The sequence below is a fragment of the Sphingomonas sorbitolis genome (assembly GCF_036663875.1).
Taxonomy (GTDB): Bacteria; Pseudomonadota; Alphaproteobacteria; order Sphingomonadales; family Sphingomonadaceae; genus Sphingomonas.
The window spans coordinates 366,434-392,203 of sequence record NZ_JAXOJS010000003.1 but is presented as its reverse complement, the minus strand read 5'-3'; the positions used below and the strand labels follow the sequence as shown (position 1 = coordinate 392,203).

Annotated in this window: 24 protein-coding genes; 22 read left to right on the top strand and 2 right to left on the bottom strand. The window is 66.5% G+C overall.

Annotated features, from left to right (window positions below; translation table 11 throughout):
* Positions 1–21 precede the first annotated feature (21 nt).
* From U1763_RS11155 to U1763_RS11130, 6 genes are all read left to right on the top strand, one after another.
* The gene (locus U1763_RS11155; RefSeq protein ID WP_332755270.1) at positions 22–1,677 is read left to right on the top strand and encodes an electron transfer flavoprotein-ubiquinone oxidoreductase; all 1,656 of its coding nucleotides are present in this window, start codon (positions 22–24) and stop codon (positions 1,675–1,677) included.
* Positions 1,678–1,813: 136 nt separating this feature from the next.
* Positions 1,814–3,091 carry a tetratricopeptide repeat protein gene (locus U1763_RS11150; RefSeq protein WP_332755269.1) on the top strand — a complete coding sequence of 426 codons (1,278 nt, stop codon included), beginning with the start codon at positions 1,814–1,816 and terminating at the stop codon, positions 3,089–3,091.
* 362 nt (positions 3,092–3,453) lie between these two features.
* Positions 3,454–4,380 carry a 4-(cytidine 5'-diphospho)-2-C-methyl-D-erythritol kinase gene (locus U1763_RS11145; protein ID WP_332755268.1) on the top strand — a complete coding sequence of 309 codons (927 nt, stop codon included), beginning with the start codon at positions 3,454–3,456 and terminating at the stop codon, positions 4,378–4,380.
* A gap of 357 nt (positions 4,381–4,737) precedes the next feature.
* Positions 4,738–5,811: a recombinase RecA gene (gene recA / locus U1763_RS11140; protein WP_056047175.1), complete on the top strand. Its 1,074-nt coding sequence runs from the start codon at positions 4,738–4,740 to the stop codon at positions 5,809–5,811.
* A 532-nt stretch (positions 5,812–6,343) separates the two neighbouring features.
* Entirely contained in the window at positions 6,344–7,180 is an 837-nt protein-coding gene (locus U1763_RS11135) for a class I SAM-dependent methyltransferase (RefSeq protein ID WP_332755267.1), read from the top strand.
* A gap of 16 nt (positions 7,181–7,196) precedes the next feature.
* Positions 7,197–7,820: a glutathione S-transferase family protein gene (locus U1763_RS11130; protein WP_132897708.1), complete on the top strand. Its 624-nt coding sequence runs from the start codon at positions 7,197–7,199 to the stop codon at positions 7,818–7,820.
* 226 nt (positions 7,821–8,046) lie between these two features.
* Here U1763_RS11130 and U1763_RS11125 read toward each other — a convergent pair whose 3' ends face one another.
* Positions 8,047–9,384, bottom strand: coding sequence for a dicarboxylate/amino acid:cation symporter (locus U1763_RS11125; protein WP_332755266.1), 1,338 nt, complete (start codon positions 9,382–9,384; stop codon positions 8,047–8,049).
* A gap of 71 nt (positions 9,385–9,455) precedes the next feature.
* Here U1763_RS11125 and U1763_RS11120 point away from each other — a divergent pair, with 71 nt between their 5' ends.
* The 3 genes from U1763_RS11120 (at position 9,456) to alaS (ending at position 14,126) form a co-directional block, all read left to right on the top strand.
* Positions 9,456–10,733: a M24 family metallopeptidase gene (locus tag U1763_RS11120; protein ID WP_332755265.1), complete on the top strand. Its 1,278-nt coding sequence runs from the start codon at positions 9,456–9,458 to the stop codon at positions 10,731–10,733.
* A 13-nt stretch (positions 10,734–10,746) separates the two neighbouring features.
* Positions 10,747–11,142 (top strand): hypothetical protein, encoded by a 396-nt coding sequence (locus tag U1763_RS11115; protein ID WP_332755264.1) that lies wholly within the window; start codon positions 10,747–10,749, stop codon positions 11,140–11,142.
* 332 nt (positions 11,143–11,474) lie between these two features.
* Entirely contained in the window at positions 11,475–14,126 is a 2,652-nt protein-coding gene (alaS, locus tag U1763_RS11110; protein ID WP_332755263.1) for an alanine--tRNA ligase, read from the top strand.
* A gap of 204 nt (positions 14,127–14,330) precedes the next feature.
* Here the strand turns inward: alaS and U1763_RS11105 are convergent, their stop codons facing one another.
* Positions 14,331–15,995 (bottom strand): thiamine pyrophosphate-binding protein, encoded by a 1,665-nt coding sequence (locus U1763_RS11105; protein ID WP_332755262.1) that lies wholly within the window; start codon positions 15,993–15,995, stop codon positions 14,331–14,333.
* 91 nt (positions 15,996–16,086) lie between these two features.
* On the opposite strand from U1763_RS11105, the gene U1763_RS11100 reads away from it, so the two are divergent.
* From U1763_RS11100 to grxD, 13 genes are all read left to right on the top strand, one after another.
* Positions 16,087–16,986, top strand: coding sequence for an SMP-30/gluconolactonase/LRE family protein (locus U1763_RS11100; RefSeq protein ID WP_332755261.1), 900 nt, complete (start codon positions 16,087–16,089; stop codon positions 16,984–16,986).
* Between the two features lie 72 nt (positions 16,987–17,058).
* Complete coding sequence (locus tag U1763_RS11095) at positions 17,059–17,769, top strand: CoA transferase subunit A (protein WP_332755260.1); 711 nt, start codon at positions 17,059–17,061, stop codon at positions 17,767–17,769.
* A 110-nt stretch (positions 17,770–17,879) separates the two neighbouring features.
* A complete protein-coding gene (locus U1763_RS11090; protein WP_443026913.1) occupies positions 17,880–18,701 on the top strand; it encodes an HAD family acid phosphatase in 822 nt (273 codons plus the stop codon).
* Positions 18,701–19,009: a DUF5076 domain-containing protein gene (locus U1763_RS11085; protein ID WP_332755259.1), complete on the top strand. Its 309-nt coding sequence runs from the start codon at positions 18,701–18,703 to the stop codon at positions 19,007–19,009. The genes U1763_RS11090 and U1763_RS11085 overlap by 1 nt, the downstream gene beginning before the upstream one ends.
* Positions 19,009–19,644 (top strand): 3-oxoacid CoA-transferase subunit B, encoded by a 636-nt coding sequence (locus U1763_RS11080; protein ID WP_332755258.1) that lies wholly within the window; start codon positions 19,009–19,011, stop codon positions 19,642–19,644. Before U1763_RS11085 ends, U1763_RS11080 begins: the two co-directional genes overlap by 1 nt.
* Positions 19,644–20,327 carry a glutathione S-transferase family protein gene (locus U1763_RS11075; RefSeq protein WP_332755257.1) on the top strand — a complete coding sequence of 228 codons (684 nt, stop codon included), beginning with the start codon at positions 19,644–19,646 and terminating at the stop codon, positions 20,325–20,327. The genes U1763_RS11080 and U1763_RS11075 overlap by 1 nt, the downstream gene beginning before the upstream one ends.
* Entirely contained in the window at positions 20,327–21,217 is an 891-nt protein-coding gene (locus U1763_RS11070) for an alpha/beta hydrolase (RefSeq protein ID WP_332755256.1), read from the top strand. The genes U1763_RS11075 and U1763_RS11070 overlap by 1 nt, the downstream gene beginning before the upstream one ends.
* A 239-nt stretch (positions 21,218–21,456) precedes the next feature.
* Positions 21,457–22,893 carry a 3-isopropylmalate dehydratase large subunit gene (leuC, locus tag U1763_RS11065; protein WP_332755255.1) on the top strand — a complete coding sequence of 479 codons (1,437 nt, stop codon included), beginning with the start codon at positions 21,457–21,459 and terminating at the stop codon, positions 22,891–22,893.
* Positions 22,894–22,990: 97 nt separating this feature from the next.
* The gene (gene leuD / locus U1763_RS11060; protein WP_120299827.1) at positions 22,991–23,620 is read left to right on the top strand and encodes a 3-isopropylmalate dehydratase small subunit; all 630 of its coding nucleotides are present in this window, start codon (positions 22,991–22,993) and stop codon (positions 23,618–23,620) included.
* The gene (locus U1763_RS11055; protein WP_332755254.1) at positions 23,583–24,581 is read left to right on the top strand and encodes an NADPH:quinone oxidoreductase family protein; all 999 of its coding nucleotides are present in this window, start codon (positions 23,583–23,585) and stop codon (positions 24,579–24,581) included. The genes leuD and U1763_RS11055 overlap by 38 nt, the downstream gene beginning before the upstream one ends.
* A gap of 92 nt (positions 24,582–24,673) precedes the next feature.
* Positions 24,674–24,997: a DUF1476 domain-containing protein gene (locus U1763_RS11050; RefSeq protein WP_132897719.1), complete on the top strand. Its 324-nt coding sequence runs from the start codon at positions 24,674–24,676 to the stop codon at positions 24,995–24,997.
* Position 24,998: 1 nt separating this feature from the next.
* Complete coding sequence (locus U1763_RS11045; protein WP_056420018.1) at positions 24,999–25,229, top strand: BolA family protein; 231 nt, start codon at positions 24,999–25,001, stop codon at positions 25,227–25,229.
* A 22-nt stretch (positions 25,230–25,251) separates the two neighbouring features.
* Positions 25,252–25,575 (top strand): Grx4 family monothiol glutaredoxin, encoded by a 324-nt coding sequence (grxD, locus tag U1763_RS11040; RefSeq protein WP_132739603.1) that lies wholly within the window; start codon positions 25,252–25,254, stop codon positions 25,573–25,575.
* Positions 25,576–25,770 lie beyond the last annotated feature (195 nt).

Here is a 25,770-nt window from a genome sequence, read left to right as displayed (position 1 = left end):
GACATCCCCCGGGAGACGATGATGACGACACGTGAATCGATGCCCTATGATGTGGTGATCGTCGGCGCAGGTCCGGCGGGGCTTTCGGCAGCGATCCGTCTCAAACAATTGGCGGTCGAGAAGGACGCCGAGATCAGCGTCTGCGTGCTCGAAAAGGGCTCCGAAGTCGGCGCGCATATCCTGTCCGGCGCGGTCATCGATCCGAAGAGTCTCGACGAGCTGCTGCCGACCTGGCGCGAGGACGGCTGCCCGCTTGCCGAAGTGCCGGTGACCGAGAACCATCACTGGATCCTGACCGAAAAGGGCAAGCGCGAGCTTCCCGAATTCCTGACCCCGCCGTTCATGCACAACAAGGGCACCTACACCGGCAGCCTTGGCAACCTCTGCCGCTGGCTCGCGGGCAAGGCGGAGGAACTCGGCGTCGAGATCTTCCCAGGGTTTGCCGCCGCGGAAATCCTGTTCAACGACGATGGCTCGGTGAAGGGCGTAGCGACTGGCGACATGGGCGTCGCGCGCGATGGGACGCACAAGTCGGACTACACGCCGGGCCTCGAACTCCATGCCAAATACACGTTCTTTGCGGAGGGCGTGCGCGGTCATCTTTCGAAGGAGATCATCCGCCAGTTCGATCTCGCCAAGGACAGCCAGCCGCAGGTCTACGGCCTGGGCATCAAGGAGCTCTGGGATATCGATCCCGCGCTCCACAGCCCGGGCCGCGTCATCCATACGCAGGGCTGGCCACTCGGCGACGATGCAAACGGCGGCAGCTGGCTGTATCATCAGGCGAACGGGCAGGTATCGCTCGGCTTCGTGACATGGCTCAACTATTCCAATCCCTATGCGTCGCCCTTCCAGGAAATGCAGAAGTGGAAGACGCACCCCGAGATCGCCGCGATCCTCAAGGGCGGCAAGCGCGTGTCTTACGGCGCGCGCGCGATCAACGACGGCGGCTTGCAGTCGATTCCCAAGCTCGTCTTCCCAGGCGGCGCGCTGATCGGCTGCTCGGCGGGCTTCCTCAACGTGCCGCGACTCAAGGGTACGCATGGCGCTATGAAGTCGGGCATGATGGCCGCGGACGCCGCAGCGGAGGCGATCGTGTCACAGCGCAGCCATGACGAACTGGTCGCCTATCCCGAGGCCTTCGACGCATCGTGGCTCAAGAAGGAACTGTCGGTCGTCCGCAACGTCGTGCCGCTGGTCAAGAAGTTCGGCGACCTCGTCGGCTCTGGGCTAGCTGGCGTGACGATGTGGCTCGAGCATTTCGGGATCAAGATGCCCTTCACGATGGGCCATCATCCCGACAACGAGAGCCTGTGGCGCAAGGACCAGGTCAAGAAGCCGGTGTATCCGAAGGCCGATGGCGTCCTCACCTTCGATCGCCTCTCGTCGGTGTTCATCTCGAACACCAACCACGAGGAGGACCAGCCGGTCCACCTGACGCTCAAGGACCCGGCGGTACCGATTACGTACAACCTGCCGATGTATGACGAGCCAGCGCAACGCTATTGCCCGGCCGGCGTTTACGAGGTGGTCGGCGTCGAAGAGGGCGATCCCAAGTTCGTCATCAACGCGCAGAACTGCGTCCACTGCAAGACCTGCGACATCAAGGACCCCACCCAGAACATCAACTGGGTCGTACCCGAGGGCGGCGGAGGCCCCAATTATCCCAACATGTAAGCCCGTATTCTTCGCACTCGGTCTCGTCCTGGCAGCGCCTGCCACGGCCGGGACCGGTGATCTCTCCGCCTATCTGAAGGCCCGCGCGGCCGACGCCGCGGGCAGGCCGGACCTCGCCGCCGCCAGCTATGCCAAGGTGCTGGCGGCATCGCCCGACGATCCCATCGTCGCGATCCGCGCCTACCGCGAGGCGCTGGAGGCCGGCAACATGCCGCTCGCGACGCGCGCCGCCGCGGTGCTAGGCAAGGCCGGCGTAGCCCCCGCCGACGCCGCGCTTCTCCCGCTCGCCGATGCCGCGCGACAGGGCGACACCAAGGCCGCGAGCGCCGCCATCGCCACGCTCGCCACCGGTCCTCTCGTGGTGCTCGCGCCCTCGCTCTACGCCTGGGTCGCGCACGCCGAGGGTCGCGACCCCGAACCGTCGCTCGCCACCGCCGCGAAGGACCCCGTCGCCAACCGCTTCGCCACCGAAACGCGCGTGCTGATCGCCGCGGCGCCGGCCAAGCAACCGCTCGCGATCGGCGTGTCGCGCCTGCTTGCTCGCCTCGCCAGCGACCTCGCCGCCGGCGAACCCTCGCCGCTGTCGATCGCGCTGACGCAGGCCGCGCTGCGCGCCGACCCCCGCTATGACGGCGCGCGCATCCTCCTCGCCGACGCGCTCGCCCGCAACAAGGTCGTCGACCGGGCGCTCGCGGTCCTCGACGAGATCGACCCGAAGGGCCCGTCCGCCGGGGCCGCCGCCGCCGAGCGCATCGACATCCTGTCGAACGCCGATCGCGACGGCGAAGCGCTCGCTGCAGCCAAGAATCGCGCCGACCAAAAGGGCGCGGATGCCGCCGACTGGCAACGCTATGCGGACTTGCTGCTGACCACCGGCAACCCCGCCGAAGCCGCCACCTGGTACCAGCGCATTATCGCCGCCGACGGTGACAAGGGCGGCACCTGGGGGGCTTGGCTGCAATATGGTGGTGCGCTCGACCAAGCCGGCCGCTGGCCCGAAGCGCGCGACGCTTTGGAAAAAGCTGTCGCCCGCGGCCCTGCGCAACCGCTCGCGCTCAACTATCTGGGCTTCGCGCAAGTCGAGCACAGCGACGACATCCCCGCCTCGATCCGGTTGCTCGAACGCGCCACCCGCCTCGACCCGACCAACGCCTCGATCACCGACTCGCTGGGCTGGGCCTATCACCTCTCGGGCAACACCGCGCGCGCGCTCCCGCTGCTCGAAACCGCCGCGCAGGCCGAACCCACCAACGCCGAAATATCCGATCACCTAGGCGACGCGTACTGGAGCACAGGCCGAAACTACGAAGCCCGCTACGCCTGGCGCGCGGCGCTCCTCACCGCCGAACCAGCCGATACCGCACGCATAACCGCAAAGATCGCCAACGGCCTTCCGGTCAACGCTCGCCGCTAAATTCCTGCCCCACCGGGAAAGGGAACGACCCCACACTACCCAAAAACCGTCACCCCAGCGAAAGCTGGGGTATCCCACGAGGCACGCGACGCCCGCCAAACCACGAGATCCCAGCCTGCGCTGGGATGACGGTCTTTGAGCGGCTGAACTGCCTCGAAAGCCAACCACAAAACCACCCCAAAAAGCCGTCCCCCGTCCCCCGGTCCCGTCGCCCCAGCGAAAGCTGGGGTATCCCACGAGGCACGCGCTGCCCGCCAAACCACGATATCCCGGCCTCCGCTGGGATGACGGATGTTTTGTGGCTAAGCCGATGCACAACGCCGGACGCCGGCCAAGTCCGCCCAAAACCTCGAGACCCCGCAATGCCCGCCATAACCGAATCCGCGCCCGCCAAGATCAATCTGGCCCTCCACGTCCGCCGCCGCCGCGCCGACGGCTATCACGACCTCGAAACCCTCTTCGCCTTCGCCACCGACGGCGACCTAATCACGGTAGAAGCCGCCCAAACCAATAGCTTCACCATAACTGGCCCCTTCGCCGTCGCACTCCTCCCAACCCCCAACACCCCCCCGGCGAAGGCCGGGGCACAATTGGGAACGGACAGTGAAGACGCGCACGGCTCGCCCAACGCCACCCAAGGCAGCGCCCCTTGGAACGGCAATCTCGTAACCGCCGCCGCAGACGCCTTCACCACCGCATTCGCTCCGAACACCCACCACGCCATAACTCTCGAAAAGCACCTCCCGATCGCCTCGGGCATAGGCGGAGGATCAGCCGACGCCGCGGCCACCCTCCGAGCGCTAGCCCGACTCCACGGCGTACCCCCAACCGACCCCCGCCTCCACGTCATCGCCGCAAAGCTCGGCGCAGACGTCCCCGCCTGCCTCGCCAACCGCACCACGCTCGGCACCGGCAAGGGCGACACCCTTACCACGCTCGAAGGCCTGTCGGGCACGCCACTGCTCCTCGTGAACCCCGGCGTCGCCGTCTCCACCGCCGCTGTCTTCAAAACCTGGGACGGCAAGGACCGAGGCCCGATCCCCGAAGGTGACCTCCTCGCTCGCGCCCTCGAAGGCCGCAACGACCTCGAGCCCCCCGCGCTAGCGCTCGCCCCCGAAATCGCGGAAGTGCGCACCCTTCTCGACGCAGCGCACGGCGTCCTCCTGGCGAGAATGTCCGGCTCGGGCGCCACCTGCTTCGCCCTGTTCGAAACCCTCGAGGCCAGAGACGCCGCCGCCACCGCCGCAAAAGCCCGCGGTTGGTGGACCCTCGCAACGACGCTCGCCTGATCAAATGCGATCCCGAATAAGCCCGATCCCCAACAAAGACTGAGCGGATCTCGATCAAAAGTCGTCGCCTTTCCCGTCATCCCCGCGGAGGCGGGAACCCATACCGGCTGGTGTCGCAACAGGATCGCTAGCCCTTGAGCTTATAGATCCCCGCCTGCGCGGTGATGACGACCGGTCACATATCGATGCGGCCAAATCTTGCGGTGCCGCGTATAGGGCCCGCGCGCCCGCAACCAAACTCCAACCCTTTTCTGCACAAACCGACGTTCCCCACTTGTTCCAAAAGAACAAAGAGAATACATGGTGTTTGACGCGTTGAATGGCACGCGCGCTTGCTTTAGCGATGGGAGCTTATCAATGGCCGCTAATCTGAAAGTGATCGACACCGGCATGGCAACCGCAACCAACGACCGCCAGAAGGCGCTCGACGCCGCGCTCGCGCAGATCGACCGCGCGTTCGGCAAGGGCTCGGCGATGCGCCTAGGCTCGAAGGAGACCATGCAGGTCGAGGTTATCTCGACCGGCTCGCTCGGTCTCGACATCGCACTCGGCGTCGGCGGCCTGCCGCGCGGTCGCGTGATCGAGATCTACGGTCCGGAAAGCTCAGGCAAGACCACGCTCGCGCTCCACGTGATCGCCGAAGCGCAGAAGGGTGGCGGCACCGCGGCATTCGTCGATGCCGAGCACGCGCTCGACCCGGTCTACGCCAAGAAGCTCGGCGTCAACATCGACGAACTGATCGTATCGCAGCCCGACACCGGCGAGCAGGCGCTCGAGATCGTCGACACGCTGGTCCGCTCGAACGCGATCGACGTGCTGGTGGTCGACTCGGTCGCAGCCCTCGTGCCGCGTGCCGAAATCGAGGGCGAGATGGGCGACAGCCATGTCGGTCTGCAGGCACGCCTGATGTCGCAGTCGCTGCGCAAGCTCACCGGCTCGATCAGCCGCTCGCGCTGCATGGTGATCTTCATCAACCAGCTCCGCATGAAGATCGGCGTCATGTACGGCAACCCGGAGACGACGACCGGCGGCAACGCGCTGAAGTTCTACGCCTCGGTCCGCCTCGACATCCGCCGCATCGGTGCGATCAAGGCCGGCGAAGAGGTCACCGGCAACCAGACGCGCGTCAAGGTCGTCAAGAACAAGGTCGCCCCGCCGTTCAAGCAGGTCGAGTTTGACATCATGTACGGGCAGGGCGTTTCAAAGCTCGGCGAGATTCTCGATCTTGGCGTGAAGGCGGGCTTGGTTGAGAAGTCCGGCGCCTGGTTCAGCTACGACAGCGTCCGCCTCGGCCAGGGCCGTGAGAACTCGAAGACCTTCCTCAAGGACAACCCTGAAACCGCCGACCGCCTCGAAAAGCAGATCCGCGCGCGCACGGACAAGGTCGCCGAGGAAATGATGGCCGGCCCCGAAGAAGGCGACGACGCATAAAACCTTTACCCCTCTCCCTCCGGGGAGAGGGAGGGGCCCATTGCTCTCGCAATGGGAGGGTGAGGGCACGTGGTTGATCGTGCAGGGGGCGTGGCGGCATCGGGCTTGGATCGGCGTCAGCCTCGGCTTTGCGCCGGCGAGAATCTCTACATAGGCATCGCACCGCACCGCACCGCACCGCACCGCACCGCCCCAACACACCACCCCGGCGAAGGCCGGGGCCCAGTTGGAAAGGTGGTAATAACGAAGCGCGATCTTTCGTTACGACGGTTCCTCAACTGGGCCCCGGCCTCCGCCGGGGTGGCGGCTTCTACCGGACGGCATCACCCCATTATTCTCCCGCGAAGGCGGGGGCCCAGTCTGGATCCCCGCCTTCGCGGGGAAACAAGGATGCAGACGGGCGCACAAAGCAACGCAACGACCCCGGCGACACCTCCAACTACCTCAACGCCAAACCCACGCGAGCATCTATACTTCCTATACTTCACTCTAAACCGCCGCCCCCGATCAAACCATGAGGCACCACAACCCCATGACCACAGCCTATGACTGGACCGGCAGAATAGGGGATGTCTGGGCCGAAGAATGGCGCCGAACCGACCGCAGCTTCACCAAACTGACGCCGCACCTCAACGCAGCGATCCTGGCCGCCGCCGCTCCCCAAATCCGCAAGATCATTGACATAGGCTGTGGCGCCGGCGCGACCTCACTCGCCACCGCGCAAGCCCTTCCGAACGCAACCGTAACCGGCATCGATCTCTCGCCAACCCTGATAGAGATCGCCAGACACCGCGACGAAACCCAGTCCAACGCTCGCTTCGACTGCGCCGACATCACCGTCGCCGCCCCGCACCACGCCCCGACAGACCTCTACGTCTCGCGCCACGGCGTCATGTTCTTCGCCGACCCGATCGCCGCCTTCACCATATTGGCCGAAGCCGCCGCCCCCGACGCCGGGCTCGTCTTCTCCTGTTTTGCAGAACGCGCCGCAAACCGCTGGGCCACGGAAATCGTCACGGCAACCGGCGGCGACGCTCACTCCCCGACCTCCACCACGCCCGGCCCGTTCGCCTTCGCCGATCCGAACCATGTCGCCACGATCCTGGAAAGCTCAGGCTGGCATACCCCCTCACCCCGACGCATCGCCTTCGCCTACCAAGCAGGCGACGGCGCCGATCCCGTAGCCGACGCCGTCGACTATTTCTGCCGTATCGGCCCTGCCGCCTCCGCAATCCGCGACGCTGCTCCAGAGGAACGCGAGCGCCACATCGCGCGTCTCACCCAGGTCTGCGAACGGTATTGCGACGGCGACACGGTGGAATTCCCCGCCGCCGCCTGGATCTGGACCGCGCGCAAATCGGCGAATTGAAACCAGGGGGCTCAGCATGATCATCGTCCACCACCTCGAAAACTCGCGATCGCAGCGGATCCTCTGGATGCTCGAGGAACTCGGTCTCCCCTACGAGATCAAGCGCTACGAGCGGAACAAGGCAACGATGCTCGCCCCGCCCGAACTCAAGCAGGTGCACCCGCTCGGTAAGTCGCCAGTGATCGAAGATGATGGCCAGGTGGTCGCCGAGACGGGCGCGATCGTCGAATATCTCGTCGACAAGGCCGACGGCAGGCTAGGCGCCCCCGCCAACCGCACCGACGCGCTCCGCTACCGCTTCTGGCTTCATTATGCGGAAGGTTCGATGATGCCACCGCTGCTGCTCAAGCTCGTCCTCGCGCGCATCCCGATCATGGGCAAGGTCGCGGTCAAGAAGATCCAGCCGATGATCGACGTCCACCTCGACTACGCCGAAGCCGAACTGTCGCAGCGCCCCTGGTTTGCCGGCGGCGAGATGACCGCCGCCGACATCATGATGAGCTTCCCCCTCGAAGCCGCCCGCAGCCGCGGCGGCCTCGACGAGTCCCGCCCCGCTACGATCGCGTGGCTGGCGAAGGTGCACGCGCGGCCAGCGTATCAGGCAGGACTCGAGAAAGGCGGCCCCTACGCCTACGCCTAAGTAGCGCAAGTCGGGAACCAGATCGGGGCTAAGAAGACGACCTCTCCCCAAACACCACCCCGGCGAAGGCCGGGGCCCAGTTGGAAATGTTGTAGTAACGGGGCGCGGCGGTCATTATCGGCGTCCCCAACTGGACTCCGGCCTTCGCCGGGGGGTACTTCTTCAGTGGACCGCCAGCGTAAAGGCGCATCCTTGAGACGTCATCGGCTCAACATCGCCAATCATCTCAAACCTGTCCCGGCCCGATCTTCTCGTAGCTGTCCACGTCCACCTTCGGCCCATGCCCGGTAGGCGCATGCGGAAAGTCCCGATCGGCCGGCTCCCGCTCGTCGAGCCCGCCCTCCCATTTCGCCACCACGGTCGCCGCCACCGCATTGCCGATCACGTTGGTCGCCGAGCGCCCCATGTCGAGGAAATGATCCACTGCCAGGATCAGCAGGATCCCGGCCTCCGGAATCTTGAACATCGACAACGTCCCCGCGATCACCACCAGCGACGCGCGCGGCACGCCGGCGATGCCCTTCGACGTCACCATCAGCACCAGCAGCATCGCGATCTGCTGCCCGATCGGCATGTGGATGCCATACGCCTGCGCGATGAACAGCGACGCGAACGTCATGTACATCATCGACCCGTCGAGATTGAACGAATAGCCCAGCGGCAGCACGAAGCTCGCGATCCGCGGCGGCACGCCGAACCGGTCGAGCGCCTCCAGCGTCCGCGGATACGCCGCCTCCGACGATGCCGCCGAGAACGCCAGGATCAACGGATCGCGAATATACCGCACCAGCAACCGCGTCCGCGGCCCGATCAGCAAGAACGCGATCCCGATCAGCATCGCCCACAGCAGCGCGAGCCCGATATAGAAGGTCAGCATGAAATAGCCGAGCTGGCCGAGGATGGTCGGCCCCCGCTCGGCAAGCGTCGCGGTCACCGCGGCAAATACCGCGAACGGCGCGAACCGCATCACGTAGTTGGTGATCTGGAGCATGACCGCGACCAGCGCCTCGATCGCCTTGACCAGCGGCGCGGCCTTCTCGCCGACCGCGGTGATCGCGACGCCGACGAACACCGAGAACACGACGATCTGGAGGATCTCGTTGCCCGCCATCGCCGCGATCATCGAATCGGGGACGATATGCGTGATGAACTTGGCGAGATCGAACGCCGCGCGGTCGACGCCGCTCGACGCGGTCGCCGGCGGGATAGCGAGCGCGAGGCCGACGCCCGGCTGCAACACGTTGACGAGGATCAGGCCCAGCGTGAGCGACAACAGGCTCGCGCAGATGAACCAGCCAAGGCTCCTGAGACCAACGCGGCCAAGCGCGCCGGTATCGCCCATATGCGCGATACCGACCACCAGCGTCGAGAACACCAGCGGAGCGATGATCATCTTGATAAGCCGCAGGAACAGCGTCGTCACGATCGAGAAATAGCCCGCGATGTCCTTCAACCGTTCGGCGGACTCGGCCGTGCCATTGTCGATCGACGCGTTCAGGATCCAGCCGACGACCATCCCCGCGACGAGGCCGAACAAGATGTAATAGGTTAGCCGCTTGGCCATTAATCGCTCCCGAGAATAGCGAACAGGGAAGGGGATTGCGGCGCCCGGGTCAAGGACCCTATCGTGCGGCGATGTCGACCGCACGCCACAAGCCCGCCTTCAGCCCCTCGCGCCGCGACCTGCTGAACCTCGCCATCGCGGCGCCGTTGCTGTCGACCAGTGCGATCCTCCGCGCTGCCGAGCCGGACCTGTCTGTGCTGTCCGACATCACCGGCGCGACCAGGCCGATCGACGCCACCGAACGCGCTGCGCGGCTGGTCCGCGCGCAATTGCTGATGAGGGCGGCGGGCATCGGCGCAGTGCTGATCGAGCCGGGATCGTCGATGATCTACTTCACCGGCGTCCGCTGGCACACGAGCGAGCGGCTGACGCTGGCGATCCTCCCGGTCGAGGGCGAACCGTGCATCGTCACGCCGTTCTTCGAGGAACCGTCGGTGCGCGAGACGCTTGCCGTCCCCGCCGAGGTGCGCGTCTGGCAGGAGGACGAGAACCCGCTCGCCGTCGTCGCCGGCTTCCTGCGCGACCGCAAGCTCGCCGCGCGGCCGATCGGCCTGGAGGCGGAGGTGCGGTACTTTGCTTATGCGGGGCTCCAGCGCGTGCTACCCGATGTGAGGATTGTCTCCGCCGATCCGGTCGTCCGCGCCTGCCGGATGATCAAGACCCCCGCCGAGATCGCGTTGATGCAGGCCGCGACCGAGGTCACGCTGGCCGCGTATCGCTGGACCAAGCCGCGCGTCGAGAAGGGCATGACCGGCCCCGAGATCGGCGCGTTGATGAACGCCGCGACGCGCAAGCTTGGCGGCGCCCCCGAATTCGCGCTCGCGCTGATCGGCGAGGCGTCCGCCTATCCGCACGGCAGCCGCGAGATCCACCGCGTCGCCGACGGCCAGGTCGTGCTGATGGACTGCGGCTGCACCGTGCAGGGCTACCAGTCCGACATCTCGCGCACCTGGGTCCACGGCGCGGCAACCGCCGACCAGCGCAAGACGTGGGACCAGGTCGCCCGCGGCCAACAGATCGCGTTCGCCGCCGCCAAGATCGGCGCACCCGCCGGAAGCGTCGACGACGCGGTCCGCCGGCATTACGAGACGCTCGGCTACGGGCCGGGGTACAAGCTCCCCGGCCTGTCGCATCGCACCGGCCACGGCATCGGCATGGACGGCCACGAACCCGTCAACCTCGTCCGCGGCGAGACGACCAAGCTTGCGGCAGGGATGTGCTTCTCGGATGAGCCGGGCATCTACATCCCGGGGAAGTACGGCGTGCGGATCGAGGACTGCTTCCACATGACCGATGCGGGCCCGAAATGGTTCAGCGAGCCGCCGAAGTCGATCGACGCACCACTCTGAAGAAAGCGACGACATGAAACCGCACGCCGCCATCGTGATGATCCTGCTGCTCGGGGCCAGCGCGCCGCCCGGTCCGAAGGCGACATCGACGCGTCCGCCGATACGTGTCGGCACGTGTGCCTTAACGACGGTTGGCGTCGTGACGCAGCGTCTCGAAGACAATGGTCGTCCAGTCCCCGACTCCGGATCGAGCATCACCCTGAAGAACGGCGTCTACGGCGTCTCCTATGATCAGGTCGCGGCCGTCCAGCATGCGCGCGTCGGCGACCGGGTGATGACCTGCCTCGCCAAGCTGCCGACGCACTGCCCGCCGGGCGACCAGCGCGGCAAGTGGTACACGACCACCAATCTGCGCACCGACGAGTCTTGGACGCTGCCCGATGCCGAGCACATGTGCGGCGGTGCATGATTGGCTACCCGCCGATCTCCACCGCCCTACCAATCTCAACCACCCCGGCGAAGGCCGGGGCCCAATTGGGGGACGAGCATAACGAAGCACGGCGCTCCGTTATTTCCACCTTTCCAATTGGGCCCCGGCCTTCGCCGGGGTGGCGGCGGTGCGGAGTGGCGGCTCTCAACGAACGACAGCCCCCGCTTCCTTGTTCTCCCGCGAAGGCGGGAGCCCAGTCTGGATCCGCGCCTTCGCGGGGAAACAAGCTTGCTTCGTTTCAATCGGATACGTCCGAGCCTCCTCACACACCTCCCTTGAGCGAACCGCCCCGCTCGCCTAAGTCCCCGCGCATGACATCGACGAACGACATCCGCCGCGGCTTCCTCGACTATTTCGGATCGCAGGGGCACCAGATCGTGCCCAGCGCGCCGCTCGTGCCGCAGAACGACCCGACGCTGATGTTCGTCAACGCCGGGATGGTGCCGTTCAAGAACGTCTTCACCGGTCTCGAATCGCGCCCCTACACCACCGCCACCTCATCGCAGAAATGCGTCCGCGCCGGCGGCAAGCACAACGATCTCGACAATGTCGGCTACACCGCGCGCCACCACACCTTCTTCGAAATGCTCGGCAATTTTTCGTTCGGCGATTATTTCAAGGAACAGGCGATCGTCCACGCCTGGACGCTGCTCACGCGCGAATGGGGCCTGTCGCCCGGCAAATTGACCGCCACCGTCTACCACACCGACGACGAAGCGTTCGACCTCTGGAAGAAGGTCGCCGGCCTCCCCGACCACCGCATCATCCGCATCCCGACCAAGGACAATTTCTGGTCGATGGGCGACAACGGGCCGTGCGGGCCGTGCTCGGAGATCTTCTACGACCACGGCGACCACATCTTCGGCGGCCCTCCCGGCAGCCCCGACGAGGATGGCGATCGCTTCGTCGAGATCTGGAACCTAGTGTTCATGCAATACGAGCAGGAGAATGCCGAGATCGTCGGCAACCTGCCGAAGCCGTCGATCGACACCGGCATGGGGCTCGAGCGCATCGCCGCCGTCATGCAGGGCGTTACCGACAATTACGACACCGACACGTTCAAGGCGCTGATCGCGGCGTCGGGCGCGCTGACGCACACCGCGACCGACGGCGCCAACACCGCCAGCCACCGCGTGATCGCCGACCACCTGCGCACCGCGGGCTTCCTGATCGCGGACGGCGTGCTGCCCGCGAGCGAGGGCCGCGGCTATGTCCTGCGCCGGATCATGCGCCGCGCGATGCGCCACGCGCACATCCTCGGCGCCAAGCAGCCGCTGATGCACCGTCTGGTCCCCGCGCTCGTCACCGAGATGGGCGCCGCCTATCCCGAACTGTCGCGCGCTCGTCCGCTGATCGAGGCGACGTTGCAGCAGGAGGAAACCCGCTTCCGCCAGACGCTCGACAAGGGACTGAAGCTGCTCGACGAAGCGACCACCGGGATGACCGACGGCACGCTGGCCGGCGACGTCGCGTTCAAGCTCTACGACACCTACGGCTTCCCGTACGACCTGACCGAGGACGCACTGCGCGAACGCAACATCGCGATCGACCGCGAAGGCTTCGACACCGCGATGGCTGAGCAGAAGCGCGCCGCCCGCGCCGCCTGGAAGGGCTCGGGCGCGAAGGCCTCGGACGACATCTGGTTCGACATCGTCGAGCAGACTGGCGGGACGGAATTCCTCGGCTACGCATCGGATACCGGCGAGGGCGAGGTCGTCGCACTGGTTAAGGACGGCGCGCGCGTCGACCACGCCACCACCGGCGATACGGTCGCGATCGTCGTCAACCAGACGCCCTTCTACGCCGAGAGCGGTGGGCAGGTCGGCGATGCGGGGGACATCTCCAACGACGCCGGCCTGCACGCGAACGTCACCGAGACGTCGAAGCAACTCGGCCGCGTGTTCGTCCACCACGCGATCGTCGACGCCGGCGAGATCAAGGTCGGTGACCCGGTCAAGCTCCAGATCGACGTCGCCCGCCGCGCCCAGATCCGAGCCAACCACTCCGCGACGCACCTCCTGCACGAGGCCTTGCGCGAACGCCTCGGCACGCACGTCGCGCAAAAGGGGAGCCTCGTCGCGCCCGATCGCCTGCGGTTCGACTTCTCGCAGCCGGTCGCGATGACCCCCGCCGACATCGCGCAGGTCGAGGCCGACGTGAACGCGCAGGTCCGCGGCAACGGCGCGGTGACGACGCTGCTGATGACCCCCGACGACGCGATCGCGATGGGCGCGATGGCGCTGTTCGGCGAGAAATACGGCGACGAAGTCCGCGTCGTGTCGATGGGCTCGACCGAGGACGGCACCTACTCGATCGAGCTGTGCGGCGGCACGCACGTCACCGCGCTCGGCGACATCGGCCTGTTCAAGGTCGTCGGCGAAGGCGCGGTCTCCAGCGGCATCCGCCGTGTCGAAGCGCTCACCGGCGAAGCGGCGCGCGCGTATCTGACCAGCCGCGACGACCGCCTGCGCGAAGCCGCCGCAGTCCTGAAGTCCACCCCCGACGAGGTTCCGGCACGTGTTGCGTCGCTCCTCGAAGACCGCCGCCGCCTCGAACGCGAACTCGCCGACACGAAGAAGGCGCTTTCGCTCGGCGGCGGCGGCTCGGGCGAAGCGGCTGGGCCGGAACAAGTCGGCGGCGTCGCGTTCATTGGCCAGGTGCTCAACGACTTCGAAGCCAAGGGCCTGCGCGGCGCGGTCGACGAAGCCAAGCAGCGTCTCGGCTCCGGCATCGCGATGCTGGTCGCGATCAACGACGGCCGCGCCTCGGTCGCGGTTGGCGTGACCGCGGACCTGGTGGCGAGCCACAACGCCGTCGACCTGCTCAAGATCGCGGTGGCCACGCTAGGCGGGCAGGGCGGTGGCGGCCGTCCCGACATGGCGCAGGGCGGTGGTCCTGATGGCGACAAGGCTGCGGAAGCGGTGGCGGCGGTGCGGGCTAAACTGGAGACGGCAGGCGCCTGAAGCTGGCCGCGGTCGTGCGCTATCCCCAATTGGCGTTCCCCCGCGGACGCGGGGGTCCAGCTAGGTACCATTATTTGCCTTGGCTCCTGGACCCCCGCCTTCGCGGGGGAACAGGCTGCGCTGATGAAGTCACCCGCTACCACTACCTCCACCCCGGCCTTCGCCGGGGTGGTGTTTCTCATTGGGTGGCATCGGTGCTGAAGCTCAGCCGCCACGCACCTTCGCCAGCGTCGTCCCCGGAGTAGCCAGCGTCGTCCCCGGAGTAATCGCCTCGATATCCGTCACTAGGTGCAACAACCGCACCCCACTCCGCGACATCGCCCGGTCCAACGCCTCCGCAAAATCCTCGGTCCGAGAAACAGTCTCAGCCCAACACCCATAAGCCCGCCCCAGCGCGGCAAAGTCAGGATTGCGCAACCCGGTCCCCGAAACCCGCCCCGGATACTCCCGCTCCTGGTGCATGCGGATGGTCCCGTACCCGCTATTATCGACGACCAGCACCAGCATGTCCGCCCCGTGCGCAACCGCCGTCGCCAGTTCCTGCCCGTTCATCAGGAAGCACCCGTCCCCCGCCAGCGCCACGACCGTCCGCTCCGGATGCCGCAACGAAGCCGCAACCGCCGCCGGCACGCCGTACCCCATCGCCCCAGCGGTCGGCGCAAGCTGCGTCCCCGGCCCGGCATACGCCCAGTACCGATGCCACCACCCCGAGTAATTCCCCGCCCCGTTGCAGAGGATCGCATCCGCCGGCAGCCGCTCGCGCATCGCCGCGACGCACGGCCCCAGGTCCATCGCCAGATCGCGCGGCGCCGGCGTAGACCATTCCAGCCACTCCGCATGCGCCTCCGACCCAGCAGTCCGCGGCGGCAAATCCACCACCAGCAACGCCTCCGCAAACTCCGCCATCCCCGCACAGACGGCGACATCCGCACGGTACGCCCGGTGCAGCTCATCCGGATCGGGATGCACATGGATCAGCCGCTGCTCCGGATGATCGGGCGTTATTAGCGCATAGCCATCGGTCGTCGCCTCCCCAAGACGCGGCCCAACGACCAGCAGCAGATCCGCCGCCTTCACCCGCTCGACCAGCTTCGGATTGGGCCCATACCCCAAATTCCCGGCCCAAACCGGGCAGTCGTTTGGAATCGCATCCTGCCGCCGAAATGCCGCCGCCACCGGAATGCCGTTACGATCCGCCCAGGTCGAGAACGCCCCCGACGCCGCGACATCCCAGCCAGCCCCGCCAACGATCGCCACCGGCCGCTCGGCAGTCGTCAGCAAATCCGCAAGCAAATCCATCGTGTCGGCGTCACAGCCTTGCGCCACCCGCTCGACCCGAGGCCGATCGACCGCCTCGACCATATCCAGCAGCATGTCCTCAGGCAGCGCCAGCACCACCGGCCCCGGCCGCCCCGACATCGCCGTCGCATAGGCGCGCGCGACATATTCCGGGATCCGCCGCGCATCGTCGATCCGCGCCGCCCATTTCGCGATCGGTGAAAACATCGCCTGGAAGTCGATCTCCTGGAACGCCTCGCGGTCGCGCGTGCCGCGGTCGATATCGCCCACGAAAAGTATCATCGGCTGCGAATCCTGCATCGCAACGTGAACCCCGATCGACGCATTGGTCGCGCCCGGCCCGCGGGTCACGAACGCCACGCCCGGCCGGTGCGTCAGCGTCCCGTCCGCGCACGCCATGAATCCGACGCCGCCCTCCTGCCGGCACACGACCAGATCGATCGCCGGCGTATCGTGCAGCGCGTCGAGCACGGCGAGGAAGCTCTCCCCCGGCACGGTGAAGATCCGGTCGCAGCCCTGTGCGACGAGTTGGTCGACCAGGATACGGCCGCCGGTGCGTGGTGTGATCATGGGCGCATCCTGCCGTCCGTTGCGCGCGAAGTCGAGACGCGGTTACGCTGGCATCGAAGCCGGGATCAACCCGACTCGCCCGGAGAGGATCATGACCGACTTCACTACCTTCGCCGACGGCCTTCGCTTTCCCGAGGGCCCGGTGGCAATGCCCGACGGCAGCGTCATCCTCGTCGAGATCGAAGCCGGCCGGATCACCCGCGTCGCCCCGGACGGTACGAAAACGACGGTTGCCGAACCCGGCGGCGGCCCCAACGGCCTCGCGATCGGCCCCGACGGCAAGCTCTATTGCTGCAACAATGGCGGCTTCGGGTGGCGCGAGACGAACGGCTTCCTCACCCCGCACGGCCAGCCGGACGACTATTCGGGCGGCCGTATCGAGCGGATCGACATCGCCACCGGCGCGGTCGAGATCCTCTACAAGGACGGCGATTTCGGCTGCGCGCTGCGAGGACCCAACGACATCGTCTTCGATTCGCACGGCGGCTTCTGGTTCACCGACCACGGCAAATCACGCGACCGCGCACGCGACATCACCGGGATCTTCTACGCGAAAGCCGACGGGACCCAGCTCGAAGAAGTGATCTTCCCGAGCGAAAACCCCAACGGCATCGGCCTCTCGCCCGACGGCAACACGTTGTACACAGCGGAAACCTACACCTGCCGCCTGATAGCGTTCGACATCGTCGCGCCCGGCAAGGTCGCCAGCGCCGCGGGCACGCCACTCTACCGCCCCGCCGGCTACAAGTTCTTCGATTCGCTCGGTGTCGAGGCGTGCGGCAACATCTGCGTTGCGACGATCGGCGAATGCGGGATCAGCGTGATCTCGCCCGCCGGAGAGCTGGTCGAGTTCGTCGCCACCGACGACGTGTTCACCACCAACATCTGCTGGGGCGGAGTGGACGGCATGGACGCGTACATCACCTGCTCGGGTAGCGGCCGGCTGGTCAAGACGCGGTGGAGGCGACCCGGCCTGATGCTCGCATACTGAACTGTCGTGCGCAGCGACGTTGCCGAGCGATTGGCGGCGCCTTATGCGGTGACCAGGATTTGAGGAGGATGCATGGCGAACAAGCGCTACACCGATGCGGCGACGGCACTCGAAGGCGTGCTGTTCGACGGCATGACGATCTGCGCGGGCGGGTTCGGGCTGTGCGGCATCCCCGAGCGGCTGATCGACGCGATCGAGGCGTCCGGCGTCAAGGACCTGACGATCGCCAGCAACAACGCCGGGATCGACGGGCAGGGCCTCGGCAAACTGCTCCGCTCGCGCCAGGTCAAGAAGATGATCTCGTCCTATGTCGGCGAGAACAAGGAATTCGAACGCCAATATCTCAGCGGCGAACTCGAGGTTGAATTCTGCCCGCAGGGCACGCTCGCCGAACGTTGCCGGGCAGGGGGGGCGGGCATCCCCGGCTTCTACACCAAGACCGGCGTCGGCACGCAGGTCGCCGAGGGCAAGGAGGTCAAGGTCTTCGACGGCCAGGAATACATCCTCGAACGTGGCATCCGCGCCGACCTCGCGATCATCAAGGGGTGGAAGGCGGACGAAAGCGGCAACCTCATCTTCCGCAAGACCGCGCGCAACTTCAACCAGCCGATGGCGACTGCGGGGAAGATCTGCGTTGCCGAAGTCGAGGAGATCGTCCCCGTCGGCAGCCTCGACCCCGACACGATCCACCTGCCGGGGATCTACGTGAAACGGATGATCGTCGGTGCGCCCTACGACAAGCAGATCGAATTCCGCACCGTCCGCGAGCGGGTTTCCGCGTGATCCACTCCCCGTTCTTCTGCGCACGCAGGAGCCCAGGGTCACGCGCGCTGCGGTCGGTATCCTGGGCCCCTGCGCTCGCAGGGGCACTGGTTTTGCAGGGCTGCGTCAGTGTGTCCGCGCCGACCTCGATCGCAGCCACGCCGACTGTCGCTGCGCCAATAACCGTCGACGGCGTCCCAGCCGGCATGCAGTATCTCTACGCCTCGGGCGAAGCTGCCGCGGTCAGCATCCAGGCCTGGAACGCGCTCGTCGGCTACGTCCGCGCGCAACGCACGCCAACATCCGTCGTCCTCGCGCAAGGCGCCTCGCTAGCCGCCCCCACCTGGACCACCTGCGGCACCAAACCCAAAGCCGCGGTCTTCGACGTCGACGAGACAATCCTCCTCAACCTCGGCTTCGAATACGACGCGTCCTCCGGCCAACCCTGGTCCGATCCCCGCTGGCAGGACTGGGAGCGTACCGGCGTCAAGCAGGTCGCCCCCGTCCCCGGCGCGCTCGCCGCGCTCACCCAACTCCGCGCGATGGGCGTCACCGTGATCTTCAACACCAACCGCTCCGCTGCCAACGCCGCACAGACTGAAGCCACGATCGAAGCCGCCGGCCTCGGCCCAGCTCGCCACGGTGAAACGCTGTTCCTCGCCGGCGACGACGCGATGGGCTCGAAGAAGGACGGCCGCCGCGTGACGATCGCGGCGCGGTACTGCGTCGTCGCGATGGGCGGCGACCAGCTCGGCGACTTCAGCGACCTGTTCAACGCCGGCCAGACCCCCGCCGCGCGCCGCGCCACAGTCCAGTCCCCCGCGATTGCCGCGAAATGGGGAGCAGGGTGGTTCGTCCTCCCCAACCCCGTCTACGGCACCGCGCTCAAGGGCAACCGCGACGAGGTATTCCCGCCAGCAGTCCGCTGGGCCCCGACAGGAGGCGTACGCTAATGGCCGATCATCCCAATGCGATCGCGCTCGACAAGGGCGCCCAACTCACCAGTGAATCGGTCGAGGTCGCGCGCATCTGGATCACCAACGGCGCCGGCAGCAACGTGCTGATCGACGCGGGCATTCTCGAGGATCCGACCGTGTTCGGCTACCTCCTCGCCGACACGATCCGCCACGCCGCGCGCGCCTATGCGGGCACCTGGGGCCTTGACGAGGATGCCGCGTTGCAGGCGATCGTCGACGGCGTAGGGACCGAGCTCCGCGAACAATTCACGACCATCACCACCATCCAGGAAGGACTGCACTGATGCCCTGGGACCGTAACCAGATGGCCGCGCGCGCCGCCAAGGAATTGAAGGACGGCTATTACGTCAATCTCGGCATCGGCATCCCGACGCTGGTCGCGAACAACATCCCCGAGGGCATGACGGTCACGCTCCAGTCGGAAAACGGCATGCTCGGGATCGGTCCGTTCCCGTACGCGGGCGACGAGGACGCCGATCTGATCAACGCCGGCAAGCAGACGATCAGCGAACTCCCCTCGTCGGTCTATTTCAGCTCGTCGGACAGCTTCGCGATGATCCGCGGCGGCCATATCGACCTGACGGTGCTCGGCGCGATGGAGGTCAGCGAAGGCGGCGACATCGCCAACTGGATGATCCCCGGCAAGATGATCAAGGGCATGGGCGGCGCGATGGACCTCGTCGCGGGCGTCAAGCAGATCATCGTCGTGATGGACCACACCGCCAAGGACGGCACGCCGAAGTTCATCCCGTCCTGCACGCTGCCGCTCACGGGCAAGAACGTCGTCGACATGATCGTCACGGATCTCGCCGTGTTCCAGCGTCCCGATCACGACAGCCCGTTCAAGCTGGTCGAGATGGCGCCGGGCGTCACCGCGGACGAGATCGCGGCGAAGACCACCGCGCGCTACACCGCCTGATGGGCTACACCCTCGTCACCGCGAACCGTAATTACTCGAGCTGGTCGCTGCGCCCCTGGGCCTTGATGAAGGCGCTCGGCATCGACTTCGAGGACCGGATCGAGCCGTTCCTGGCGCCCGTCAATTACGAGGCGTTCCGCGCCTTCTCGCCGACCGGACAGGTGCCGGTGCTGATCGACGGCGAGCGAACGGTATGGGATTCGCTCGGCATCGTCCTCTACCTTGCCGAGCGTCACGACGGCGTCTGGCCGGTCGACGCCGACGCGCGCGCGTGGGCGATCTGCGCGGCCGCCGAAATGCATGGCGGGTTCTCCGCGCTGCGGAACGAGCGGACGATGAACGTCGGCGTCCGCGTGAATGCCGCCCCCGGTAGCGACGCGCTCGACCGCGACGTCGCGCGGATCGCCGAACTCTGGAGCGAAGGGCTCGACCGGTTCGGCGGCCCTTGGCTCGCAGGCGCAGAGTTCACCGCGGTCGATGCGTTCTATGCCCCGGTGGCGTTCCGCGTGCGGACCTATGGGATCGACGTCGGTGCGGCTGGACTCGCCTGGGTCGAGCGGATCATCGCCCACCCGGCGATGCGCGAATGGGAGGCGACCGCGCTCGTCGAGACATGGCGCGAGGAAAGCCACGAGGCCGACCTCCTCACCTGCGGATCGATCACCGCGGACTTCCGCCGCTGATGCGCCGCGCCGCGATCGTCATAGCGCTGGTCGTGATCCTGATCGCAGGCACGGCGTTCACTGCGGGGCCGGGGACGCTCAGCGTCCTCGACGGCGTGATGGGTGGCGGTCGCGGCACCGCGCGCATCCGCGAAGGCGTCCCGTTCGGCACGCACGGCCAGAAGCTCGACGTCTGGCGCCCGTCCGGTGGCGCGAAGACCGGCCTGCCGGTGCTGATTTTCTGGTATGGCGGCGGCTGGGTCCACGGCTCGCGCGGCGCCTACGCGTTCGCCGCGCGCGCCTATGCGAAGGCGGGTTACGTCGTCGTCATGCCCGACTACCGCAAAGTGCCCGACGTCCGCTTCCCCGCCTTCCTCCAGGACGGCGCCGAAGCCGTGAAATGGACCCGCGACCACATTGCGGAGGCTGGCGGGGACCCGAACCGGATCGCCGTCGCAGGCCATTCCGCGGGCGCCTACACCGTCGCGATGCTGACGCTCGACCAGCGCTGGCTGAAGGCGGAGGGCGTCGACCCGCACATCATCAAGGCCGCGGTCGGCCTGTGCGGGCCCTACGACTTCTACCCCTTCACCGCGAAACGCGCGATCGACGCGATGCAGGGCGCCGCCGACCCGGTAATGACCCAGCCGATCCACTTCGCGCGGACGGACGCCCCGCCGATGCTGCTAATTACCGCCGGCGACGACACGCAGGTCAAGCCGCACAACGCGATCAACCTCACGGCGCGGTTGATGGCGCTTGGCGCACCGGTGACGCACATCGATTACCCCGGTTTGAGCCACGAGAACGTCGCGATGGCACTCTCGAAACCGTTCCGCGGCAAGGCGCCGGTGCTGGCCGACAGCGTCGTATTCCTGAACAAGGCGATGCCTCCCCTCCCGTCATCCTGACGAAAGTCAGGACCCAGGATACCAAGCACCGCCTTCCGTCACTCTGGATCCTGACTTTCGTCAGGATGACGAGGCAGGGGCGATCCCTCTTGTTTCCCCGCGAAGGCGGGGACCCGGTCTGGGCTCCCGCCTTCGCGGGGGAACAAATTTCCTGCGAGCGCGACCCCGGCTCGTCCGAACGACCGAAAATTACATACAACCTTGGCGCAGCATCCCTTTTCGGTTACCGCGCCCCCATCATGGTCACTCCACAAACGCTGTACGAGAAGATCTGGGCGGCGCATGTCGTCGAACGCCGCGACGACGGCACCTGCCTGATCTATATCGACCGCCACCTCGTCCACGAAGTCACCAGCCCGCAGGCGTTCGAAGGTCTCCGCGTGGCAGGCCGCAAAGTCCGCCGCCCCGATCTGACGCTCGCCGTCCCCGATCACAATTTGCCGACCACCGCGCGCAAAGATGCCGCTGGCCGCGTCCTGCCGATCGCCGACCCCGAAAGCGCGCAACAGCTCGACGCGCTCCGCCGCAACACGTCCGAGTTCGGCATCGACTATATCGACGCGACCGCCGCCGAGCAGGGCATCGTCCACGTCGTCGGGCCGGAGCAGGGCTTCACGCTCCCCGGCACCACGCTGGTCTGCGGCGACAGCCACACCTCGGCGCACGGCGCACTCGGCGCGCTCGCGTTCGGAATCGGCACCAGCGAGGTCGAGCACGTCCTTGCCACGCAGACGCTGCTGTTGTCGCAGGCCAAGACGATGGAAGTCCGCGTCGACGGCGAACTCGGCTTCGGCGTCTCCCCCAAGGACGTCATCCTCGCGATCATCGGCAAGATCGGTGCGGCGGGGGGCACCGGCCACGTCATCGAATTCACCGGCAGCGTCATCCGCGCGATGTCGATCGAAGGTCGCCTGACGATCGCCAACATGTCGATCGAGGCGGGCGCGCGTGCCGGCCTGATCGCGCCCGACGACACGACCTTCGCGTACCTCAAGGGCCGCCCGATGGCCCCCACCGGTGAGAACTGGGATCGCGCCGTCGCCTGGTGGCGCAGTCTCGCAACCGACCCCGGCGCGAAGTACGACAAGTCCGTCACCCTCGACGCCGCCGACATCGCCCCCGGCCTGACCTGGGGCACCAGCCCCGAGGACGTCGTGCCGATCACCGGATTCGTCCCCGAACCGTCGAGCTTCGCCGACCCGGCCAAGCAGGCCGCCGCACAGAAGTCGCTAGATTACATGGGCCTCACCGCTGGCACCGCGATGCGCGACGTGCCGATCCAGCACGTCTTCATCGGCAGTTGCACCAACAGCCGCATCGAGGACCTGCGCGCCGCCGCGGCAATCGCCGACGGACGCCATGTCGCGACCGGCGTCCGTGCACTCGTCGTCCCCGGTTCGGGCCTCGTGAAGCGTCAGGCCGAAGCCGAGGGGCTCGACCGGATCTTCATCACCGCCGGTTTCGAGTGGCGCGAACCGGGCTGTTCGATGTGTCTTGCGATGAACCCGGACAAAGTCCCTGCGGGGGAGCGTTGCGCTTCCACGTCGAACCGTAATTTCGTCGGCAGACAGGGTCCCGGAGCGCGTACGCATCTGGTATCACCCGCGATGGCGGCAGCGGCGGCGGTGACCGGTAAGCTGAGCGACGTCAGAGAGTTGATGGGGGAAATAGCGTGAAGAAGGTATTCGTACTGCTGGCGGCCGGCGCAATGATCAGCGGCGTCGCGGCCTATGTCGCATCGGCGCGTGTCGTTCCGGAGCGTACGGAACAGCGATGACCCCCGTCACGACCGTCTCGGGCCGCGCCTATCCCTGGGGCGCGAAGAACATCGACACCGACGTCATCATCCCGGCGCACTGGCTGAAGACGATCACGCGCACCGGCCTCGGCCGCGGCGCGTTCGAGACGGTCCGCGCGCAACCCGGCAACATCTTCGACGACCCGCGCTATGCCGGCTCGCCGATCCTCATTGCCGGCGATAATTTCGGTTGCGGCTCCAGTCGCGAGCATGCCGCGTGGGCGCTCGCCGACATGGGCATCACCGCGGTCATCGCGCCGAGCTTCTCCGACATCTTCTCGGGCAATGCGTTCAAGAACGGCATCGTCCCCGTCGTGCTGCCCCAGGAGGCGATCGATCGCCTGCTGGAGGTCGCGCAGGACCAGACCGTCACCGTCGATCTCGAGACGATGACCGTCACCACCCCGTTCCAGGACCGCTTCACCTTCGAACTCGACGCATTCCGTCGCCAGTGTCTCATGGAAGGGCTGGACGAAGTCGGCCTGACGCTGGCAAGGGATACCCAGATTTCGAAATTCGAGGAGGCGGTCGCATCGAATCGCCCCTGGACGACGGTGGAGAGCGGGTATGCGAGCATTGGTGTCGAAGGCAGTCGGCGGACCTGAAACTCTGGAAATGGTCGAGCTGCCCGATCTGGTAGCCGGCCCCGGACAGGTCGTCGTCGCGGTCAAGGCCTGCGCGATCAACTTCCCCGACGTCCTGATCATCGAGGACAAATACCAGTTCAAGCCACAGCGCCCGTTCGCACCGGGCGGCGAAATCGCCGGCACGATCGATTCGATCGGCGAGGGCGTCACCGGCTGGGCAGTCGGTGACCGTGTGATCGCGATGCTTGGTCACGGCGGGCTTTGCGAGAAGGTTATCGCCGATCCCGTCAAGCTCTACCGCCTCCCCGAAGGCCGCAGCTTTGCCGAGGGCGCCTCGTTGATCCTCACCTACGGTACGACGATCCATGCGCTGCTCGACCGCGGGCATATCAAGGCGGGGCAGACCTTGCTCGTGCTCGGCGCGGCCGGCGGGGTAGGGCTCGCCGCGATCGAACTCGGCAAGGCATTCGGCGCGAAGGTCGTCGCCGCCGTCTCGTCCGAGGAAAAGGCCGCCGCTGCGAAGTCCGCCGGCGCCGACGAAACGCTGATCTACGCCCGCGCCCCGTTCGACAAGGACCAGTCCAAGGCGCTCGCCGAGCAATTCAAGGCGGCAGTCGGTCGCGACGGCGCGCATGTAATCTACGATCCGGTTGGCGGCGACTATGCCGAGCCGGCGCTGCGTTCAATCGCATGGGAGGGCAAGTATCTCGTCGTCGGCTTCCCCGCCGGTATCCCGCGTCTGCCGCTCAATCTGACTTTGCTCAAAAGCTGCGACGTCTGCGGCGTCTTCTGGGGCGCGTTTGCCGCGCGCGATCCGAAAGCCAACCAAGCGCACATCGAAACGCTTTTCGCCTTGTGGGCGGAAGGCAAGATCGCGCCGCGCGTGACCGAAACATTCGCGTTCGAGGATGGCGGCAAGGCGATCGCGAAGATGGCCGCGCGCGGCGCGATCGGCAAGCTGGTGGTCGAGGTCGGCTGACCGCAACCCGCCGAAGCAGCGGTGATTATTGCGCGCGGGCGGTCGCCGACCTATCTCAGGCCGGAGTACGAGACTGAACGGGGACCTGCGCAATGACCACATTCGACGATCGCGAACGCGCCAGCGAGGCGAATTTCGCGCGCGAAGAGGAAATGGCGTTCCGCATCACCGCGCGTCGCAATCGCCTGCTTGGCGGTTGGGCTGCGCACGAGATGAAGCTGACCCCCGAAGAAACCGATGCGTATGCGACCGCGCTGGTCCATGCCGACATGGAGGGCGGCGGCGATGACGACGTCGTCCGCAAACTGGTCGGCGATCTGACCGCGGCCGGGCTCGACCATGACGAGGCGACCGTCCGCCGCGCTCTCGCGCAGCAGATGATTGAGGCTCGTCGCCAGCTGTTGGAGGCGCAATAACATGCCGATGGCTGCAGACGATATCGCAACGATGATCCGCGACGCGATCCCCGATGCGCAGGTCGAGATCACCGATCTCGCCGGTGACGGCGATCATTATGCCGCCAAGGTCGTCGCGCCGAGTTTCGCTGGCATGAGCCGCGTGAAGCAGCACCAGGCGGTCTATGCCGCACTCGGTGGCCGCATGGGCGGCGTGCTGCACGCGCTTCAGCTTACCACCGCAATTTCCTGAGGACCCAGAGATGACCCAAGATATGACCGACGACACCAACGCCCGCATCGACGCAGTGGTCAAAGCCAGCCCCGTCGTTTTGTTCATGAAGGGCAGCCCGCTGTTCCCGCAGTGCGGCTTTTCCAGCCGCGCGATCGCGATCCTCAACCATCTCGAAGTCGAGTTCGAGAGCGTCGACGTGTTGCAGGACCAGGGCATCCGCCAGGGCATCAAGGCCTATTCCGACTGGCCGACGATTCCGCAGCTTTATGTCGATGGTGAGTTCGTCGGCGGCTCGGACATCATGATGGAAATGTACGAGAGCGGCGAACTGGCAGAACTGTTCGTGAAGCAGAAGGCTGGCTGAGGCGCGCGCCGCTTCGCGCATCCCTGAGCCTACACTGACAAACGTCGCCCCAGCGAAAGCTGGGGTATCAGGATGAGGCGGGCGACATCGGCATCGATGGAGACCCCAGCTTCCGCTGGGGTGACAGACTGGCGTCGCAAGCAGCCGCCAGCGCCATGTTCGATCGGCCATGATTGGAAATGTCACCGGGGCGGG

Coding starts and splice junctions, on each gene's coding strand:
- U1763_RS11155 (WP_332755270.1), top strand. CDS start 22: ATGACGACACGTGAATCGATGCCCTATGATGTGGTGATCGTCGGCGCA.
- U1763_RS11145 (WP_332755268.1), top strand. CDS start 3,454: ATGCCCGCCATAACCGAATCCGCGCCCGCCAAGATCAATCTGGCCCTC.
- recA (WP_056047175.1), top strand. CDS start 4,738: ATGGCCGCTAATCTGAAAGTGATCGACACCGGCATGGCAACCGCAACC.
- U1763_RS11135 (WP_332755267.1), top strand. CDS start 6,344: ATGACCACAGCCTATGACTGGACCGGCAGAATAGGGGATGTCTGGGCC.
- U1763_RS11130 (WP_132897708.1), top strand. CDS start 7,197: ATGATCATCGTCCACCACCTCGAAAACTCGCGATCGCAGCGGATCCTC.
- U1763_RS11125 (WP_332755266.1), bottom strand. CDS start 9,384: ATGGCCAAGCGGCTAACCTATTACATCTTGTTCGGCCTCGTCGCGGGG.
- U1763_RS11120 (WP_332755265.1), top strand. CDS start 9,456: ATGTCGACCGCACGCCACAAGCCCGCCTTCAGCCCCTCGCGCCGCGAC.
- U1763_RS11115 (WP_332755264.1), top strand. CDS start 10,747: ATGAAACCGCACGCCGCCATCGTGATGATCCTGCTGCTCGGGGCCAGC.
- alaS (WP_332755263.1), top strand. CDS start 11,475: ATGACATCGACGAACGACATCCGCCGCGGCTTCCTCGACTATTTCGGA.
- U1763_RS11105 (WP_332755262.1), bottom strand. CDS start 15,995: ATGATCACACCACGCACCGGCGGCCGTATCCTGGTCGACCAACTCGTC.
- U1763_RS11100 (WP_332755261.1), top strand. CDS start 16,087: ATGACCGACTTCACTACCTTCGCCGACGGCCTTCGCTTTCCCGAGGGC.
- U1763_RS11095 (WP_332755260.1), top strand. CDS start 17,059: ATGGCGAACAAGCGCTACACCGATGCGGCGACGGCACTCGAAGGCGTG.
- U1763_RS11085 (WP_332755259.1), top strand. CDS start 18,701: ATGGCCGATCATCCCAATGCGATCGCGCTCGACAAGGGCGCCCAACTC.
- U1763_RS11080 (WP_332755258.1), top strand. CDS start 19,009: ATGCCCTGGGACCGTAACCAGATGGCCGCGCGCGCCGCCAAGGAATTG.
- U1763_RS11075 (WP_332755257.1), top strand. CDS start 19,644: ATGGGCTACACCCTCGTCACCGCGAACCGTAATTACTCGAGCTGGTCG.
- U1763_RS11070 (WP_332755256.1), top strand. CDS start 20,327: ATGCGCCGCGCCGCGATCGTCATAGCGCTGGTCGTGATCCTGATCGCA.
- leuC (WP_332755255.1), top strand. CDS start 21,457: ATGGTCACTCCACAAACGCTGTACGAGAAGATCTGGGCGGCGCATGTC.
- leuD (WP_120299827.1), top strand. CDS start 22,991: ATGACCCCCGTCACGACCGTCTCGGGCCGCGCCTATCCCTGGGGCGCG.
- U1763_RS11055 (WP_332755254.1), top strand. CDS start 23,583: ATGCGAGCATTGGTGTCGAAGGCAGTCGGCGGACCTGAAACTCTGGAA.
- U1763_RS11050 (WP_132897719.1), top strand. CDS start 24,674: ATGACCACATTCGACGATCGCGAACGCGCCAGCGAGGCGAATTTCGCG.
- U1763_RS11045 (WP_056420018.1), top strand. CDS start 24,999: ATGCCGATGGCTGCAGACGATATCGCAACGATGATCCGCGACGCGATC.
- grxD (WP_132739603.1), top strand. CDS start 25,252: ATGACCGACGACACCAACGCCCGCATCGACGCAGTGGTCAAAGCCAGC.